Source organism: Variovorax sp. YR216 (assembly GCF_900107745.1).
GTDB lineage: Bacteria > Pseudomonadota > Gammaproteobacteria > Burkholderiales > Burkholderiaceae_C > Variovorax.
The window spans coordinates 45512-63708 of sequence record NZ_FNRO01000021.1 but is presented as its reverse complement, the minus strand read 5'-3'; the positions used below and the strand labels follow the sequence as shown (position 1 = coordinate 63708).

Genomic DNA, 18197 nt, shown 5'->3' with positions numbered 1-18197 from the left:
TTTCAAGCCCCTTGTTTCAGCAACCGGGGCGTCGAGTCCAGATGAAAGCCATCGAAGGGGATGCTCCTGCGATGGGGCTGCAGCTTCCAGGAGCTGCGCGCATTGGGGCCGCCGCCGTCCACGCGGATGCAGCTGCCGGTGATGAAGGCCGCCGCCGGCGAGAGCAGGAACACGATGGCCGCCGACACTTCAGACACGGTGCCGTAACGCTGGGCCGGAATCCTGGTGGCGTGCTCGAGGATGCTGGCGACCGCATCCCCCGTGTAGTGGTCAAAGCCGCTGGAAGCGATCATTCCGGGCGCGACGCTGTTGACGCGAACCCCCGAGGCCGCCCATTCGCAGGCCGCGCTTTCGGTGAGCGAGTTCATCGCCGCGCGCGCCGCGCCCGAGTGCGCGATGCCGGGCAGGCCCATCCACATGTCCGCGCTCATGTTGACGATGGCGCCGCCGTGCTGCGCCATCCAGCGGCGGTAGATCTCGCGCATGAAGATGAAGCCACCGGTGAGGTTGTTGCGCACGACGGCGTCGAAGCCGTTGGTCGAGATCTCCGCGAGCGGTGCGAAAAACTGGCCGCCGGCGTTGTTGACCAGCCCGTCGATTCGGCCGTGGCGAGCCAGCACGGCCTCGACGGTCTGGATCACCGCCGCCTCATCGCGGATGTCGCACACATGCGTGGAGACGACCGCGCCCTCGGCCGCGAGCTCTTCGGCCACGCTCGCCAGCTTTTCCGCCTTGCGCCCGACGATGGCCACCTGCGCGCCCAGTGCGGCCAGTTCGTGCGCGGTGCAACGGCCGATGCCACTTCCGCCACCGGTCACCACCATCGCCTGGCCGTCGAAGAGGCCCCGCCGGAAGATGGAGTCATAGCGCATGGCAGTTCTCGCGCGGCATGAGAGGTGTGTCTCGCGAGTCAGGCGCTCGCGCCCCACTCCCGCAGCACGGCCTCGGTGTGTTCGCCGCGACGCGGCACGGCGGCAGGCGGCGACGCCGGCGTGCCGGAGAAGCGCGGCGCCGAGTTGGCCTGTAGCACGCCGTCGACATGGCTGTAGACCTCGCGGTGCGCCATGTGCGGATGGCGCGCCGCCTCGTCCGGGTCCAGCACGGCGGCGAAGCAGGCATCGCTGCCTTCCAGCAGTTCGCACCACGCATCGCGCGTTCGCGTGACGAAGATCTCCGTGAAGCGCGCATGCAGTTCCGGCCAGCGGCTAGGGTCGTGCGGCTTCGCAAAGGCCGGATCGTTCGCGAGGCCGAGGCGGTCGAGCAGGATGCGATAGAAGCGCGGCTCCAGCGAGCCGATGCTGACGAAACGCCCGTCGGCGCAGCGGTAGGTGCGATACCAGTGCGGGCCATCCAACAGGCTCGCGCCGCGCTCGCTGGTGAACTGGCCGCCCGCCTTGAGGGCCAGCAGCAGGTTCATCATGTGCGCGCTGCCGTCGACGATGGCCGCATCGACGACCTGACCGCGACCGGTGGCACGCGCGTTCATCACCCCGGCCAGCACGCCCACCGCGAGGTACATCGCACCACCGCCGATGTCGCCCACGAGGCTCGGCGGTGCCATCGGCGCCTCGCCGGGCTGCCCCGAATACCAGAGCGCGCCGGAGACGCCGATGTAGTTGATGTCGTGGCCGGCTGCATGCGCGAGCGGCCCGTCCTGGCCCCAGCCGGTCATGCGGCCGTACACCAGGCCGGGGTTGCGCGCGAGGCATACCTCCGGCCCCAGGCCCAGCCGCTCCATCACGCCGGGACGCATGCCCTCGATCAATGCGTCGCACTGCCCGACCAACCCGAGCACCTTCCGCACGCCGTCGGCCGTCTTCAGGTCGACCGCGATCGATCGCTTGCCGCGGTTGCTGATGGCCTGGGCGCCGAGATCGATGTCCTCGGCGCCGGCCTGCAGCCGGTCGACCAGCACCACGTCCGCGCCCAGGTCCGCGAGCAGCATGCCGCAGAAGGGCGCCGGACCGATGCCGGCAATCTCGAGGATGCGCAAGCCGGCCAGCGGCCCGCCCCTGCTCTTGTTCATCTGTCTGCTTTCCATCGTTCCCGGGATCAGGCCGCTGCGCCTGAGATCGCGGCGGCGCAGGCCGCCTCGTGGCGGTCGGCGCTGCCGAGCAGCAGGTCGGCCACCACGGCGCGCTTGAAGTAGTGACCGATGAGGTACTCCTCGGTCATGCCGATCCCGCCATGCAGTTGAATGGCCTGTCCGCAGACGGCCTTGGCGGCACGGCCGACGAAGGCCTTGGCCGCCGACAGCGTCCGCCGCCGCGCTGCGCCCTGCGGGTTCTGTACGGCAGACAGCGCCGCGAACAGCATCGAGCGCGCCAGCTCCATCTCGGCCGCCATGTCCGAGATGCGATGCTGCAGCGCCTGGAAGCCGCCGATCGGCACGCCGAACTGCTTGCGCGTCTTCAGGTACTCGGCGGTGGTCTCGATGGCCTTTTCCATCGCGCCCACCTGCTCGGCGCAGAGCGCCACGATGGCGTGGTCGAGGCCCGCCTGCAAAGCCGGCAGGCCGCCACCCGGCTCGCCGAGCACCGCATCGGCAGCGACTTCGACGCCGTCGAACACCAGTTCCGCCGCGTGGCTGCCGTCGTGCAAAGGGAGATCGCGGCATTGCAGGCCCGGCGCTCTCGCATCCACCAGCAGCAAGGTGACGCCGGTCGAGCCGGGCACCATCGCGGAGACGATGAATTCGTCCGCCTGGCTTGCACCCAGCACCAGTGACTTCCGGCCGTGCAACACATAGCCGCGCCCATGGCGCTCGGCGCGCAACGACACGGGCGCCGGCATGCCACGCGATTCGGCTTCGCTGTAGGCCAGAGCGATGCGCCGCGAGCCGTCGGCCAGCAGCGGCAGCAGGCGGTCCTTCTGCGCGGCGCTGCCGCCTGCCACGAGCGTCTGCGCGGCCAGCACGGCGCAACCCAGCCACGGTTCGATGGCGAGGCCTCGGCCGAACTCCTGGGAAATGATCACGGTGTCGATGAGCGATCCGCCCAGTCCGCCATAGGCCTCCGGCAGCGCCGCCGCGAGCCATCCGTTCTCGGCAAAGGTCTGCCAATGCGCCGCGCTGCCGCCCTGCCCCGCCTTCACCATCGCAGCCCGCGCTTCGAAGCCGTAGGCCTTCTCGACGAAGCGCTGCACGCTGTCTTTCAGGAGCTGCTGCTCCGGGTTCAGTCTGAAGTCCATCGTTCGTCGCTCAGAGTTGGAACAGCAGCTTGGCGATGATTCCGCGCTGCACTTCGCTCGTTCCACCGTAGATCGTGGAAGCACGGCGGAAGAACATGTCGTTGGCCAGGCCCCGGGCCGTGTCCTGCCCCGGCAGTTGCACCTCGGTGCCCTGCTCGGGATGCGGATAGGCCACCGCGCCAAGGTCGCCGAGCGCCTCGACGTGGAAGTCGGTGAGTTTCTGCTGCAGCTCGGTGCCCCGGATCTTCAGCATCGAGCCCAGCGGGAGCGCATCGGGGTGATGCTCCATCTCCAGGCCCGCCACGCGCTGCACCAGCATGTCGATCGCCATCAGCTCGGCTTCGAGCCGCGCGAGCTTCAGCGCGAACTCGGGCCGCTCGCGCAGCCGCTGGCCGTCCACGCGCTGCGTGTCCGCGAGCCGATGGATCACGCGCAGGTAGCGCTTGAGCGCGGGAAGCTCAGCCGTCGATGCGTGCTCGTTGTTGAGCAGGAACTTGGTGATGGCCCACCCCTGCCCCTCCTCGCCGACGCGATTGCCGACCGGCACGCGCACGTTGTCGAAGAAGGTTTCGTTGAGATGATGGAAGTCGTCGATGCTGCGGATCGGTCGCACCGTGATGCCGGGCGTCTTCATGTCCACCAGCAAGAAGCTGATGCCTTCCTGCTTCTTCACGTTGGCATCGGTGCGCACCAGCAGGAAGATCCAGTCGGACTCGTGCGCGTAGCTGGTCCAGATCTTCTGGCCGTTGACGACGTAGTGGTCGCCGTCGAGCTCCGCGCGGGTGCGCAGCGAGGCCAGGTCCGAGCCGGAGCCCGGTTCGGAGAAGCCTTGGCACCACAGCCGCTCGCCGCACAGGGCCGGCGGTAGGTGTTGCGCCTTCTGCTCGGGCGACGCGAACTCGTTCAGGAGCGGGCCCAGCAGCTTGTGCATGAAGCCATCCTGCGAGGGGGTACCGACGGCCGCGCACTCCTCGTCGAAGACCAGCATCTGCTGCACCGACCAGCCGGTGCCGCCATGGGCCTTGGCCCAATACGGCGCGGCCCATCCGCGCACGTGCAGCTTCTGTTGCCAGCGCTTCACATCGGCCGGCGTCGAGCGCGTGCTGCGCGGACGGTCGATGAGGTCCGGTGGCAGCCCCTTCAGGAACTCGCGCACCTCCAGGCGAAAGGCCTCCAGGCCGGGAACGGGATCGAAATCCATGCGCGTGTCCCTGTCTTCAGTTCCTGTACATCGTGACGACCGCCGCGCCGCCGATGCCGACGTTGTGCTGCAGCGCGATGCGCGCGCCCGACACCTGCCGTTCGCCCGCGTTGCCGCGCAGTTGCTGCACCAGCTCCGCGCACTGGGCGAGGCCGGTGGCGCCGATGGGGTGGCCTTTCGAGAGCAGACCGCCGGATGGGTTGACGACATACCTGCCGCCATAGGTGTTGTCGCCGTCGTCCACGAACTTCTGCGCGCCGCCCTCGGGGCACAGGTCCAGGGCCTCGTAGGTCATGAGCTCGTTGTGCGCGAAGCAGTCGTGCAGCTCGACCACGTCCACATCCTCCGCACCAATGCCGGCCGCTTCGTACACCTTGCGCGCCGCAGCACGCGACATCGAGAAGCCCGCGAGGTCGCGCATGTCGCCCGACTGGAAGGTCTCCCGACCATCGGTGGTGAGCGCCTGCGCGGCGATCCACACACGGGCATCGAGACCGTGCTTCTTCGCGTAATCCTCGCTGCACAGCACGACGGCCGCCGCGCCGCAGGTGGGCGGGCAGGCCATCAGCCGCGTCATCACGCCGGGCCACAGCACCTGGTCGGCCATGACCTCCTCGGTGGTCACCACCTTGCGGAACACCGACATCGGGTTGTTGGCCGCGTGGCGGCTGGCCTTCGCGCGGATCTTCGCGAAGGTTTCAAGCGGCGTGCCGAAGCGGCGCATGTGCTCCAGTCCCCCACCGCCAAAGATGCGCAGCGCAGGCGGGATGTCCTGCCCGCCCAGCAGCTCGTCGAACTGCTGCATGAAACGCTCGGTGGGGTTCGGGCGGTCGTTGAAGTTGGAGCCTAGCGCGCCCGGGTTCATCTGCTCGAAGCCGACGGCCAGCACGATGTCGACGTCGCCGGCCGCGATGGCCTGGCGTGCCAGGTAGATCGCACTGGAACCGCTGGAGCAGTTGTTGTGGACGTTGATGATCGGGATGCCCGTCATGCCCACGTCGTACAGCACGCGCTGGCCAGCGGTGGAATCGCCGTAGATGTAGCTCGCGAAGGCCTGCTGGATGGATTCGTAGCCCACGCCCGCATCGGCCAGTGCAATGCGCGCGGCCTGCGCGCCCATGACGGGATAGGTCTCGGCGGCGCCCGGCTTCTTGAACGGGATCATGCCGACGCCCGCCACGACGATCTTCTTGCTCATGTCTTTCTCCTTCTTGGGCGACCTCAGACGAAAGCGCTGATGCCGGTGAGCGCGCGCGAGATCATCAGTTTCTGGATCTCGGTGGTGCCGTCCGGAATCGGGATCACAATGGCCTCGCGTGCCAGCCGTTCCACGTCGAATTCCTTGGTGAGGCCGTTGCCGCCATGCAACTGCACCGCGTCGCGGCAGACCTTCACCGCCATCTCGGTGGCGAACCACTTGGACATGGAGGACTGCACGTCGCAGCGCACACCCGCATCCATCATCGAGAAGGCGCGCATGCACATGAGTCGCGCCGCATCGGTGAGCGTGGCCATCTCGGCGATCTTGGCGGCGATGAGCTGGTGCGCCGCAATGAACTTGCCGAACTGCTTGCGCTCCTTGGCGTAGGCGATCGACGCTTCGAGCGCCGCGCGCATCAGGCCGACCGACAGCATGCCGACGTTGGCGCGCGCCTTCTCGAACATCTTCATCGTGTTCTTCAGGCCCGCGCCGCGCTCCCAGACGATGCAGCTTGCGGGCACCCGGCAGTCGGTGAAGAAGACCTGCGCGGTCGACTGCCCGTTCATCGCGATCTTGTCGATGTTGCGCGACTCGAAGCCGTGCTCCTTGCGGTCGACCATGAAGTGCGTCAGCTCGTTCGGGCCGGTGCGCGCGGTGACGGTGAGGAAGTCCGCGTAGTGGCCGTTGGAGATCCAGGTCTTCTCGCCGTTGATGATGAAGTGGTCGCCGTCTTCCCTCGCGGAGGTCTTGAGGTCGGCCACGTTCGAGCCCACGTCGGGCTCGCTGATGCAGGCGCCGCCGAAGAGGCGGCCAGCCAGGATGCCTGGCAGGTACTTGTCGCGCAGGTGCTTCTGCGGCAGCTCGGCCAGGAAGTTGGCGGTGCCCTTGTTGATCATCACGCACAGCGCGACATCGCAGGACACGGCGCACAGCTCCTCGAAGAGCATCGCTTCCATGACGTAGCCCAGGCCCATTCCCCCGTGCTCCACCGGCACGCTCGCGCCCGGCAGGCCGAACTCGGCGATGCCCTGCGTGATCTCGCGCATCTTCTCCTTGGGAATGTGCTGGTCGCGGTACTGCTTGACGACGGGGCGCAGCTCGGTGTCGAGGAACCTGCGGAAGCTCTCCACGGCGAGCTTCTGCTCCTCGGTGATCATGTTCATGTGCATGTTGCTTGTCTCACTTGTTCAGGCACGGGCGAAGATGCCGATGTGCTCGGTGGCCTCTTCCACGCGCCACAGGCCGCCGCCGTTGCCCTGGATCGCCAGGCGCGCGCCTTCGACCTGGCGCGGGCCGCATTCGCCGCGCAACTGCGAGACGAGTTCGAAGATCTGGCCCAGGCCGGTAGCGCCGATCGGATGGCCCTTGGACTCCAGCCCGCCCGAGGGGTTGACCGGGATCGAGCCGCCGAGGGTGGTTTCGCCGCGCTCGGCGAGCTCACCGCTCGCGCCGGGCTCACGCAGGCCGAGCGCCTCGAACGAGAGCAGCTCGCCGATGGCGGTGGCGTCATGCACTTCGGCCACGTCGATCTCGCCCGGCGCGACGCCGGCCTGCTCGAAGGCCTGCAGCGCCGCCTGGCGCGTGCAGCCGGCGTCATGGTCCTCGGCATCGCGCGCCGAGGCGGAGCGCACGACACTGGCCAGCACCTTGACGGCGCGGTTGCGGTCGAAGCCGTATTTCTTCAAGGCCGACTCGGTGCAGACGATCGCCGCGGCCGCGCCGTCGGAGATGGGCGAGCACATCGGCAGCGTCAGCGGATACGTGATCGGTGCCGCGGCCAGGATCTCCTCGATGGCCATCGGCATGCGGTACTGCGAGCGCTCGTTGTGCATCGAGTGCCCGTGGTTCTTCGACGCCACCGCCGCAAGCTGGCGCTGCGTGATGCCGTAGCGCGCCATCAGGCCGCGGCCCAGCGAGGCATACACATCCATGAAGGGGCTGTAGGGCTTGTCGGACTGCGAACCGGCGGGCGGCACGATGGCCTTGCCCATCTCGACAAGGTAACCCTTGTTGGCCTCGAAGGTCTCGATGTCCCAGGCCGACTCGAAGCACGAGAACATCTTGGCCTTGTCGCTCGTGTACATCTTCTCGGCGCCGACTGCGAGGGCCACGTCGGCCGCGCCCGCGCGCAGTTGCGTGACGGCGAGGTTGAAGGCATGGCTCGACGATGCGCACGCGCCTTCGAGGTTGTAGATCGGGATGCCCTCGATGCCCAGCGGCAGTAGCGCCACCTGCCCCCGGATCATGTGCTGTCCGTCGAAGTGGCCCTGCGTGGTGTTGCCGAAGAAGGCGGCGCGGATGGCCTTGCGGTCGCAGCTGGCGTCCTTCAGGGCGTCTTCCACCGCCCAGGCGGTGAGCTGCTTGACGCTCTTGTCCATGTGGCGGCCGAAGGGCGTCATGCCGACGCCGACGATGTAGATGTTTTCCATGCTTGGGAACTCCGGTGTTCTATCATCAATAGCCGCGGAATTGCGGCTTGCGCTTCTCGGTGAAGGCGGCGAGCCCCTCCTGGATGTCCCAGGAACGCTGGTGGTTGCGCAGTTCGAGTTCTTCGTCGCGCAGCGCGTCGCGCGCCGACTTGTCGGCCGCTTCGTTGGCCACGCGCTTCATGCGCGAGAGCACGAGGGGGCTCTTGGTGGCGAGCTTCTCGCCGAGGGCCTGGGCGCGCACCGCAAGTTCCGCATCGGCGACGACCTCGTTGACGAGGCCGTAGCGCCGCATCTCTTCCGCCGGCAGCGAGTCGCCGGTGAAGAGCAGGTACTTGGCCACGTTGGCCGGCACCTTGCGCGGCAGGATCGCCGCGCCGCCGCCGCCGGGGAACACGCCGAAGTTGGAATGCGCGTCGCCGAAGCGCGCGCCCTGCCCGGCGATCACCAGGTCGCAGCACATCACCGTTTCCAGACCGCCGGCCAGTGCCAGGCCATTGACCGCCGCGATCACCGGCTTGGGAAAGGCGCGCAGCAGGTTGAAGAAGTCGACGATGACGTCCAGGTAGTCCTTCTCGCCCGCATCCACCGGGTCACCGGCCTGCTTGAGGTCGGCGCCCGCACAGAACGCCGCGCCTGCGCCGGTCAGCACCACGACGCGCACCGCCGGGTCCTGGCGCCACTGCAACAGCGTCGCCGTCATGGCTTCGACCATCTCGCGGGTCAGGGCGTTCATCGCCTTGGGTCGCTCCAGGGTGATCCAGCCCACTTGCGCCTTCATTTCGAACGAAACACTCACGACGTATCTCCTTGATGTCATCCGTCTTGGATTCAGTCTAGGAGGCGATCGCCCCGGATGCGCCTCCCCTTTCAAGGGGGGAGAGGGAGGGCGCGCGAAGGCGGGCGCCCCCCAGCAGGAAGTGCGAGAGCGCAGGGATCAGGACGAGCGCGCCGAGCATGTTCCACAGGAACATGAAGGTCAGCAGGATGCCCATGTCGGCCTGGAACTTGATCGGCGAGAAGGCCCAGGTCACCACGCCCGCCGCCAGCGTCACGCCGACCAGCGCCACCACCTTGCCCGTGAAGCGCAGCGCGTGGCGGTATGCGTCCTTCAGCGATGCGCCGGCGCGCTGCTGCCCGAGCTGGATGCTCAGCAGGTAGAGCGCATAGTCCACGCCGATGCCGACGCCCAGCGCGATCACCGGAAGCGTCGCGACCTTGACGCCCATGCCCAGCGCCACCATCAGCGCCTCGCACAGCACCGAGGTGATCGCGAGCGGCACGACGGCCACCACCACCGCGCGCCAGCTCCGGAAGGTGATGAAGCACAGGACGATCACCGCGGCATAGACGTACAGCAGCATCGTCGTGTTGGCCTGCTTCACCACGATGTTGGTCGCGGCCTCGATGCCGGCACTGCCGGCCGCCAGCAGGAACTGCCGCTCGGGCGTGCTGTGCGCACGGGCAAAGCCGTCGGCCGCGGCGACCACGCGTTCCAGCGTCTCGGCCTTGTGGTCGGACAGGTACGCGATCACCGGCATCACCGAGCATTCGGTGTTGAACAGGTCCGGGTTGCCCGTGACCGCGGTGCGCACCGCGTAGTTCAGGATCTCCTGGTTGGGCGACAGGGTCAGCCACTTGTTGCTGCCCTCGTACGAACCGGCGGTGACCTTGCGCACCGCGTCGGCCAGCGACACCGTCGTCTGCACGCCCGGCACCTGCTGCAAGGCCCAGCCGAGGCGATCGGTCTCGACCAGGGTCGGGTATTCGAGGCAGCCTTCGGGCCGCGTTCTGACGATCACCGCGAAGGGATCGCTCGACAGGGCATAGCGACTCGTGATGTAGGTGTTGTCGAGGTTGTAGCGCGAGCCCGGCCGCAACTCCGAAGCGCCGGCGTCGAGGTCGCCGATCTTGAGGTGCGTGCTCATCGCGAAGCCACCGAGTGCGAGCACTGCGGACACGGCCAGCGCCACCGAGGCCCAGCGCCGCTCGGTGAAGCGCTCCAGCGTGCGCCAGAGCGGTCCGGCCTCGCGCTGCTCGGCGCGCAGGCTGCGCGCGGCGGCCTCGGGACTCACGCCGGTGTACGACAGGAGCACCGGCAGCAGCACGAGGTTGGTCACCACCAGCAGCGCGACGCCGATGCTGGCCGTGACGGCCAACTCCTGGATGACCGGGATGTCGATCAGCATCAGCACCGCGAAGCCCACCGCATCGGCGGCCAGCGCCGTGAGCCCGGCGAGGAACAGGCGCCGGAAGGTGTAGCGCGCGGCCACGAGCCGATGCGTTCCGCGGCCCACGTCCTGCATGATGCCGTTCATCTTCTGCGCGCCGTGCGACACGCCGATCGCGAACACGAGGAAGGGCACAAGGATCGAGTACGGATCGAGGTCGTAGCCGAGCCAGGTCACCAGCCCCAGTTGCCACGCCACCGCGACCAGCGAGCACGCCAACACCAGCGCCGTGCTGCGCACGCACCGCGTCCAGCCGAAGATGATGAGCGCGGCGATCACCGCGGCCGCCGCAAAGAAGATCACCATCTGGTCGAGCCCGTCCAGCAGGTCGCCCACCACCTTAGCGAAGCCGACGATGTGGATCGAGACTTCGGCATCGCCGTGCGCGCCCGAATACTTCGCGCGGATCGCTTCGAGGCGATCGGACAGCGCGCGATAGTCCAGCGCCGCGCCGGTGCGCACGTCCTTGTCCAGCAGCGGCACGTAGATCATGCTCGAGCGGAAGTCGTTGCCGACCAGGCTGCCCAGGATCTGCGCGCGCGCGATGTTCTGCCGAAGCTGCTCGATGTCCTTGCGAGATCCGGCGTAGTTGTCCGGCATCACCGGCCCGCCGGTGAAGCCTTCTTCGGTGACCTCGTTCCACCGCACCACCGGCATCCACAGCGACTTGACGTTGGCCCGGTCCACGCCGGGCGTGAGGAACAGCTCGTCGTTGATCTGCTTGAGCACCTGGAGGTAGTTCGGGTCGAAGATCTCGCCGCGCTGGTTCTCCACGACCACGCGCACCGCATTGCCGAGGCCCCGCAGTTCGTCGCGGTTGTCGAGAAAATTGCGGATGTAAGGCTGGTGGTGCGGGACGGTTTTCTCGAACGCGGCGTTCAGGCGCAGATGCGTCGCCTGCCAGGCCAGCGCCAGCGTGGCCAGCGCGCACGCGATGAGCACCAGCAGCCGGTGGTTGAAGATGAGCCGTTCGAAGCGGTTGCCCGAGTTGCGGTCGAAATCCTTGAGCTCGGCAATGGCCGGCATCGTGTGGTTCACGTCGTTCGTATTCATGGCTTGCGGGCGTTGGCCCCGTCCTGTTTCACTGCATCGAGGCGCTCGATCCGAACGCCGCGGAATCCGGCGAGCGCCAGGCCGCCCTGGCCCGCTTCGGCGACGGCGAAGACCGGTGCCTGTTGGGTGGTATTGATGCGGGCGAAGCTTGCGCCGGCATCCGTGCTCAGCAGCACCTCGCCCGCCTGGCTGGCGAGCACCACGGAGCCGTCGGCGCGCACGACAGCGCTGGAGAGCCCGGCCGTGGTGCCGGTCTCGACGCGCGTCCAGTTCGCGCCGCCGTCCATGGAGCGGAAGGAATGGCCGCGCAGTCCGTGGACGAGCACCATGTCCTGCGTGCCGACCACGCCGAACAGGGTGCCCTCGTAGGGCAGTGCAACGCGCACGAAGCGCTGGCGCTCGCGGTCCAGCCGCAGCACGAGTCCCTGCTCGCCCACGATGAAGACCGATCCGCCGGCCGGCCGGATCGCATAGAGATGCAGGCCCTTGGGGTTGTCGACATGGTCGAGCCAGGGCGTCCAGTTCTTGCCGCCGTCCTCGGTGCGAAGGATCAGGTTGAAGGCACCGACCGCGAAGCCCTTCTTCTCGTCCTCGAACCAGACATCCAGCAGGGGCTTGTCGGCCGGCAAGGCGGCAAAGCCCGCCGCGCTCTTCTGCAGTTGCTGTGCGGCGGCATCGTCGGGGTTGGCGGGCGTGCCGTAGCGTTCGACCAGCAGCCGGGTGATCTTCTGCGCGTCGAGCTGCCGCTGCCAGGTCACGCCGCCATCGGAGGTGTGCAGCACGACGCCCTCGTGTCCGACCGCCCAGCCCTGCTGCGCCGTCGGAAAACTCAACGCCGTCAGGTCGGCGCTCAGGGGCACATCGGCCTGGGTCCAGGTACCTGCGGCGTCCGAATAGAGGATGTGGCCACGCTGCCCCGCGACGACATTGCGCTCACCCGCGCGCGCGAGCGCATTCATCGGCGTGCGCTGGGCCAATCCACTGCGCGCGGCGGGCACTTCGGAAGGCGGAAGGAAGGTTGTGGCAGCCGCGCTCGATGCGGCGAGGACAGCGGCAAGCACGGCGGCCGCAATCGGTTTGGCGGGGTGATGGGGCACGATGGGCCTTTCTTGCACGGGCATCGGAAGCGCGCAAACGCGCATGCGCGGGCGCCGGCCCGCCACTGCATCGGCAGCCGTGGTGGCCGCGCCCGCGGCGCATCGCGCGCACGGATGCGTGGGTGAGGTTTCAGGTCAGCGCACGCCCTGGCTCGCGAGGGCGTCGCCGGTCCAGGACGCGTCCGGCAGATGGGTGTCGGACAGCTTCACGCCGCCGGTGCCCGGCCAGATGTTCATGTAGTAGGTGCCGGCGATGAGGTCGTAGTGGCCGGCCGTCAGCGTGGTGGGCACCGGCATGTCGTACGACTGGGTCAGGTACGCGAAGCCCGCGCGCCACAACTGGTTGCGCCCGTCGTACTGGTCGCTGGCGAGCGCAGCCCAGCTGTCCTCGTCCAGGTAGAAGGTGCGGCGCGAATAGACATGGCGCTTGCCTTCCTTCAAGGTCGCATCGACGACCCACACGCGGTGCAGCTCCCAGCGCACGACCGAGGGGTTGATCGACTTGGCCTGGAACACCTCTTCGGGCTTGTCGTTGTAGGTGAAGCGGTAGGTGTTGTAGGGAACGTAGACCTCCTTCTTGCCCACCAGCTTGAAGTCGAAGCGGTCCATGCGCCCGTTGAACAGGTTCACGTCGTCATAGGTGGCCATGCCGGCGGTCGACGGGTTCGGGGTGTCGTAGGCGAGGTCGGGCGCCAGGCGCACGCGGCGCTGGCCCGGCAGGTACTGCCATGCGCGGCGTCCGCGCTCGCTGTCAATGGCGTCCACCACCATGATGGCCTCGCCGGCACGCCGGGCCGGGCCGGTGTAGTCGGTGCGCACGCGGTTGAGCAGGGTGAGCTCGGTCTTCGCTTCGTCGTAATAGACGCTTTCCTGCAGGTAGGCGCCCTGCGAAGCCAGCGTGACCTTGCCCGCGCTGTCGGAGTTGTAGGCGCTGAACTTCGGCACCAGGAAGGTCATGCCGTGATAGCGCGCGACGAAGTTCTGCATCGCCTCCACGCCGCTCTTGGGGATTGGGAACGGGATGCCGGCGCGGGCGCCTTCCAGGTCGCCCTTGGCATCGAGCTTAGCGCGCGTCGCGTTCTTCAACGTGTTGTCGAGCACGAACTTCGGATAGGCCGCGGTGCGGTGCGTCGGGTAGACATCGATGCGGTAGTCCGCATTGGCCTTCATCAGCGCCTTGGTGCCTTCGCTGAGCTTGTCGGCGTACTTGTCCATGTTCTTCGCATCGATCGAGTACAGGGGCTTCTCGCTCGCGAAGGGATCGATCCGCACGTTCTTCGACTTGTCGAAGCCTGCGGGCGGCGTGGTGAGGCCGCCGGTGTATTCGGGGATGGTCCCTTCCTTGTTGCCGGCCTTCTCGGCACCGACGGCGGTGAGCTCGGCGCCGAGCTTCTTCGCCTCGTCGGCCGACACCGCGGCCTGGATGGTTCCCGCATACGCGGCCAATGCGCCGGCGCAAAGCAGGGTTGCTGCTGTCTTGTTCATGATGGTCTTGTCTCCGCTCAAAGCGTGGTCTTGAAGGTCAGGAAAACTGCGCCGCGATCGCGCAGGTAGGTGAAGGTGCCGTTGGCGACCGCGATGGCGCCGTTGGCAGCGAGCGTGTAGTCGCCGAAGTAGCCGATGTACTTGAGGTCGAAGCGGTACTTGCTGTACAGGTCCAGCCCCAGGCCCACCGCGAAGCTGCCGGCGTTCTTGTTGCCGCCCGAGGCCACCGCGGAGTTGCCGCTCAGGCCGACCGAGTAGCTCAGCGGCATCGAGAGGTCGGCGCCCGGGAACACCTGGTACCAGGTCGGCGTGAAGTTCAGCGCGAGGCCAAAATAGTCCTTGCTGACCTTGTCGATCGCCGTGTAGCTGTCGCGGCCCTTGAAGTACTGGGCACCTTGCGTGACCGAGGTCCAGCGGTTCCAAGTCAATTCAGTCGACCACGAGGCGCTATTGAAAAGTGGCGTCGAGGGCACCGAACCGATCGCATTCAATACACCGTGCAGCGTGTTGCCCCGCGCGCCCAGCAGGTCGCCCGCCGCGGGCAGTTGCGACAGCGAGTTAATCTGCACCACGTCGCTGTTGAGCGGCATGTTCTTGCGGTAATTCAGGTCGGCGCCGATGCTCACGCCGGCGATCTGCTTGGCCAGGCTGAGGCCGTACATGTCGATTTCGTCGCCGTACGTCAGGAAGTACTGGCGCGGGGCGGCGGCCTTCACGACGAGCTGCGGCAGCTTGTCGGAGAAGTTGCGCACGTAGGCACCCACAGTGCCGTCCAGCCATTGCGGGCTCCAGCGCGACATCAGGCCCCAGTCGCCGCTGTTCTTCGGCGTCAGGTCCGAGCCGCGGAACGCTCGCACGCCCGGTGCCAGCAGCAGCGATTCGCCGCCGTTCTGCAGTGCATCGTTGAAGCCCAGGTAGCTGCCGGTTTCGGGGAAGCGGCTCGCATCCCACTGAAGGAAGTACTGCGCCGCGAACGACAGTTCGGGCGTCGCCTGCAGCGTGCTGCTGATCTGGTTCAGCGGTCGATAGAGTTCCTTGGCTTCGATGCCGGGGCTGGCAAAGGACTTGGCCAGGTCCAGCGGCGCCTGCCCGTAGGTAATGCCGTGGATGGCTCCACCGCCGAGCAAAGCCTCGCCCCAGTTCACCGTATGGCGGCCCACGCGCAGGCTCAAGGGCATGTTGCCAATGTCGAAACCGCCGAAGACAAAGGCATCGAGCACCTCGCCCGAGGGGCCCTTGTAGTAGCGATCGGTGTAATTGCTCAGCCCCAGCGCCGGCTGGCCGTTGACCACGTGGTTGGAAGTCGCAAGGCTCGTGTTGTCGAAGCTGCCCGAGTAGGCGTTGTCGTACCAGCCGGCGCCGCTCACGCGTGCACCGAATTTCCGCTGGTAGACCACGTCGAATTCGCTGAGCAGGTCAACCCGGTTGTTGACGGTGCTGTGGTTGCCGAAGTTGCGGTCGCCGTCGTCGGCGTTGAGGTTCTTCAGGATCACCGGATCCTGGCCCTGCACGCGATGCCCGAAGTTGTAGCGCACGGTGTTGTCCCACCGTACCTGCAGATCGTCGTTGCCGGTGTCGAACTCGAACGCGTGCGCGCTCATCCACGTGCCTGCGCACAAAGCCAGGGCCGCCGCACTGAGCGCCTGCCGGCGAATTCCCGGGTGTTTCGTCATGCTGATTCTTCTCCTGTGATGGTTTCTTGAGCCGCGCAAAGTTAAGGCGCAGTGCACCCGGCGCATCCCCCCCTTTCTTGAGAGGCGGGATAACCGCATCCGGCTTTTCCCTCACCCGTCCAAAGAGGGGGGGACGTGGTTCGCGATCGCGTCCCTACGCTCACATGGCGCGCAGCTCGAACGCGGCTGCGACGCGGCAATCCCTAACGGAAAGACAGGAGACACAGTGGAAGGACGACTCAGAAACATCGGCCTGCGTTGGGCGCGCCGATTGATTGAGGTGGCGGCGCTCGGCGCAGTCGCCATCGGCGCATGCGGCGTGGCTTCGGCAGCCCCGGCGAAGGACCTCACGCCTGCCGAGGCAAGGGCCATCGCGAAGGAGGCGTACGTCTACGGCTATTCGCTGGTCGACCATTACCGCATCCAGCACGCGTTCTTCGTCGACCGCGAGAACGCCGAATTCAAGGCGCCGTGGAACACGATCCGGAACGAAGCGAGAGTCTTCACGCCCGAGGACAAGGCGATCCAGACGCCCAACTCGGACACGCCCTACTCCTACGTCGGTGCCGACCTGCGCGCCGAGCCGCTGGTGCTGACCATGCCGGCTGTCGAGGGCAAGCGCTACTACGGCGCGCAGTTCATCGACGCCTACACCCACAACTTCGCCTATGTCGGCAGCCGCGCCACGGGCAATGAAGCCGGCAACTACCTGCTCGCAGGGCCGGGCTGGAACGGCACCAAGCCCGCTGGGATCAAGGACGTGATCCGGTCCGAGACCGAATTCGCTTTCGTGTTCTACCGCACGCAGCTCTCGGGCCCAGCCGACATCGAGAACGTCAGGAAAGTGCAGGCCGGCTACAAGGTGCAACCCCTGTCTGCGTACCTCGGGACGCCCGCGCCGGCAGCTGCCGCCAGGATCGATTTCATCAAGCCACTCACCATCGAGCAGGAGCGCAGCTCGCTCGAATTCTTCGACGTGCTGAATTTCGTTCTGCGCTTCTGCCCGACTCACCCTTCCGAACGCGAGCTGATGCAGCGCTTTGCCCGGCTCGGCATCGGCGCTGGGCTCGCCTTCGACGCCCAGGCGCTGTCGCCCGAACTGCGACAGGCTGTGCAGGACGGCGTTGCCGACGCGTGGGCCGAGCAGGCAAAGCTGGAGAAGCTGGCCGCCGCAGGACAACTCGGTAGCGGCGAGCTTCTCGGCAGCCGCGAGCAACTCGGGAACAACTATCTCCACCGGATGCGCGGCACCGTGGCCGGCATCTATGGCAACTCGAAGGAAGAGGCGGTCTACCAGGGCTACTACGCCGATGCCACCGGCCAGAGGCTCGATGGCGCGAACCGGTATGTGCTGCGCTTCAAGGCCGATCAACTTCCACCCGTGAATGCCTTCTGGTCGCTCACGATGTACCGACTTCCCGCGCGCCTGTTGGTCGCCAATCCGATCGACCGCTACCTCGTCAACTCGCCGATGCTGCCGCAGCTGCAGCGCGATGCCGATGGCGGGCTCACGCTCTACATCCAGCGCGAATCACCGGGCAAGGACAAGGAATCGAACTGGCTTCCCGCGCCGGAGGGGCCTTTCCTGATGGCCTTGCGGTTGTTCTGGCCGAAGCCGGAGATCACGAGCGGGCGATGGAAGAAGCCGGAGATCGAACGTGCCGAGCCAACGACCGCCGCGACCGTGCCGGTGACCGTCGAGAACTTCACGCGCGCAGAGTCGCACTGGTACTTCACCAACGTCGCGCGGAACGGGGGCTTCGGCCAGTTCCGCCATAACCGCGCGCTCGCATCCGTCGATCGCCAGCTCGTGGTGCGGATGAACCGCGACACGCTCTATTCCAACGCGGTCTTCGATCTCGACGCTGGCGCGGTCACCGTGACCTTGCCCGATGCGGGCAAGCGCTTCATGTCGATGCAGTCTTTCAACGAGGACCATTACACCCCCCGGGTGATCTACCAGGCGGGCACCTATACCTTCAGCCGCGAATCGGTCGGCACGCGCTATGTGCTGATCGGCATCCGCACGCTCGTTGACCCCTCCGACCCCGAGGACCTCAGGCAGGCCCACGCGCTGCAGGACGCCATCGTGTCACGCCAGGCGGCCAAGGGGAGTTTCGAGCTGCCCAACTGGGACCCGGTGAGCCAGAAGAAAGTCCGCGACGCGTTGCTCGCACTCGGCTCGACCGTGCCGGACCTGAAGCGCAGCTTCGGCCTGCGCAATCAGGTCGATCCCATTCGCCACCTGATCGCCTCGGCGACGGCCTGGGGCGGCAATCCGGAGAAGGACGCCACCTACCTAAGCGTCGCGCCGGCACGCAACGACGGCAGCACCGTCCACCGGCTGGTGGTCAAGGACGTGCCGGTCGATGCGTTCTGGTCGATCAGCGTCTACAACGCGCAGGGCTACTTCGAGCCGAACAGACTCGACGCCTACACGATCAACAGCATCACCGCGGCAAAGGGCGAGGACGGCTCCGTGGCGGTGCAGTTCGGCGGCTGCGATGGCGTGGTCGCAAACTGCCTGCCGCTCACGCCGCGATGGAACTACCTGGTGCGGCTGTACCGTCCGCGCGCGGAGATCCTCGACGGCCGGTGGACGTTCCCGCAGGCACGCGCAGTGAACTGAGCGCGCCTCGTC

At 67.1% G+C, this 18197-nt stretch carries 13 protein-coding genes; 1 reads left to right on the top strand and 12 read right to left on the bottom strand.

The genetic code is table 11. From position 1 onward, the window contains the following. Nucleotides 1–2 precede the first annotated feature (2 nt). The 12 genes from BLW05_RS31055 to BLW05_RS31000 all read right to left on the bottom strand — a co-directional run bounded on the left by BLW05_RS31055 (nucleotide 3) and on the right by BLW05_RS31000 (nucleotide 15556). The gene (locus BLW05_RS31055) at nucleotides 3–872 is read right to left on the bottom strand and encodes an SDR family oxidoreductase (RefSeq protein ID WP_093167938.1); all 870 of its coding nucleotides are present in this window, start codon (nucleotides 870–872) and stop codon (nucleotides 3–5) included. A gap of 38 nt (nucleotides 873–910) precedes the next feature. Further along, a complete protein-coding gene (locus BLW05_RS31050) occupies nucleotides 911–2026 on the bottom strand; it encodes a CaiB/BaiF CoA transferase family protein (protein WP_093167936.1) in 1116 nt (371 codons plus the stop codon). Between the two features lie 26 nt (nucleotides 2027–2052). After that, entirely contained in the window at nucleotides 2053–3189 is a 1137-nt protein-coding gene (locus BLW05_RS31045) for an acyl-CoA dehydrogenase family protein (protein WP_093167934.1), read from the bottom strand. A 10-nt stretch (nucleotides 3190–3199) separates the two neighbouring features. Beyond that, complete coding sequence (locus tag BLW05_RS31040) at nucleotides 3200–4390, bottom strand: acyl-CoA dehydrogenase family protein (RefSeq protein ID WP_093167932.1); 1191 nt, start codon at nucleotides 4388–4390, stop codon at nucleotides 3200–3202. Nucleotides 4391–4406: 16 nt separating this feature from the next. Further along, nucleotides 4407–5588, bottom strand: coding sequence for a lipid-transfer protein (locus tag BLW05_RS31035; RefSeq protein ID WP_093167930.1), 1182 nt, complete (start codon nucleotides 5586–5588; stop codon nucleotides 4407–4409). A 23-nt stretch (nucleotides 5589–5611) separates the two neighbouring features. After that, nucleotides 5612–6754: an acyl-CoA dehydrogenase family protein gene (locus tag BLW05_RS31030; RefSeq protein ID WP_256330570.1), complete on the bottom strand. Its 1143-nt coding sequence runs from the start codon at nucleotides 6752–6754 to the stop codon at nucleotides 5612–5614. A gap of 24 nt (nucleotides 6755–6778) precedes the next feature. Next, entirely contained in the window at nucleotides 6779–8020 is a 1242-nt protein-coding gene (locus BLW05_RS31025; protein WP_093167926.1) for a thiolase family protein, read from the bottom strand. A gap of 25 nt (nucleotides 8021–8045) precedes the next feature. Continuing rightward, on the bottom strand, nucleotides 8046–8798 hold the full coding sequence (locus tag BLW05_RS31020) for an enoyl-CoA hydratase/isomerase family protein (RefSeq protein WP_371126994.1): 753 nt from the start codon (nucleotides 8796–8798) through the stop codon (nucleotides 8046–8048). 55 nt (nucleotides 8799–8853) lie between these two features. Beyond that, the gene (locus tag BLW05_RS31015) at nucleotides 8854–11301 is read right to left on the bottom strand and encodes an efflux RND transporter permease subunit (RefSeq protein WP_093167922.1); all 2448 of its coding nucleotides are present in this window, start codon (nucleotides 11299–11301) and stop codon (nucleotides 8854–8856) included. Then, a complete protein-coding gene (locus BLW05_RS31010; RefSeq protein WP_218135251.1) occupies nucleotides 11298–12398 on the bottom strand; it encodes a WD40/YVTN/BNR-like repeat-containing protein in 1101 nt (366 codons plus the stop codon). The genes BLW05_RS31015 and BLW05_RS31010 overlap by 4 nt, the downstream gene beginning before the upstream one ends. 135 nt (nucleotides 12399–12533) lie before the next feature. Next, the gene (locus tag BLW05_RS31005; protein ID WP_093168021.1) at nucleotides 12534–13883 is read right to left on the bottom strand and encodes a DUF1329 domain-containing protein; all 1350 of its coding nucleotides are present in this window, start codon (nucleotides 13881–13883) and stop codon (nucleotides 12534–12536) included. A gap of 17 nt (nucleotides 13884–13900) precedes the next feature. Continuing rightward, nucleotides 13901–15556, bottom strand: a complete 1656-nt coding sequence (locus BLW05_RS31000; RefSeq protein ID WP_093167920.1) for a DUF1302 domain-containing protein — start codon at nucleotides 15554–15556, stop codon at nucleotides 13901–13903. Between the two features lie 226 nt (nucleotides 15557–15782). On the opposite strand from BLW05_RS31000, the gene BLW05_RS36930 reads away from it, so the two are divergent. Continuing rightward, complete coding sequence (locus tag BLW05_RS36930; protein WP_218135250.1) at nucleotides 15783–18185, top strand: DUF1254 domain-containing protein; 2403 nt, start codon at nucleotides 15783–15785, stop codon at nucleotides 18183–18185. Nucleotides 18186–18197: the final 12 nt, after the last annotated feature.

Excerpts from the sequence above, each read along its gene's own strand:
- BLW05_RS31055 (WP_093167938.1), bottom strand. The coding sequence starts at position 872 with ATGCGCTATGACTCCATCTTCCGGCGGGGCCTCTTCGACGGCCAGGCG.
- BLW05_RS31050 (WP_093167936.1), bottom strand. The coding sequence starts at position 2,026 with ATGAACAAGAGCAGGGGCGGGCCGCTGGCCGGCTTGCGCATCCTCGAG.
- BLW05_RS31045 (WP_093167934.1), bottom strand. The coding sequence starts at position 3,189 with ATGGACTTCAGACTGAACCCGGAGCAGCAGCTCCTGAAAGACAGCGTG.
- BLW05_RS31040 (WP_093167932.1), bottom strand. The coding sequence starts at position 4,390 with ATGGATTTCGATCCCGTTCCCGGCCTGGAGGCCTTTCGCCTGGAGGTG.
- BLW05_RS31035 (WP_093167930.1), bottom strand. The coding sequence starts at position 5,588 with ATGAGCAAGAAGATCGTCGTGGCGGGCGTCGGCATGATCCCGTTCAAG.
- BLW05_RS31030 (WP_256330570.1), bottom strand. The coding sequence starts at position 6,754 with ATGAACATGATCACCGAGGAGCAGAAGCTCGCCGTGGAGAGCTTCCGC.
- BLW05_RS31025 (WP_093167926.1), bottom strand. The coding sequence starts at position 8,020 with ATGGAAAACATCTACATCGTCGGCGTCGGCATGACGCCCTTCGGCCGC.
- BLW05_RS31020 (WP_371126994.1), bottom strand. The coding sequence starts at position 8,798 with ATGAAGGCGCAAGTGGGCTGGATCACCCTGGAGCGACCCAAGGCGATG.
- BLW05_RS31015 (WP_093167922.1), bottom strand. The coding sequence starts at position 11,301 with ATGAATACGAACGACGTGAACCACACGATGCCGGCCATTGCCGAGCTC.
- BLW05_RS31005 (WP_093168021.1), bottom strand. The coding sequence starts at position 13,883 with ATGAACAAGACAGCAGCAACCCTGCTTTGCGCCGGCGCATTGGCCGCG.
- BLW05_RS31000 (WP_093167920.1), bottom strand. The coding sequence starts at position 15,556 with ATGACGAAACACCCGGGAATTCGCCGGCAGGCGCTCAGTGCGGCGGCC.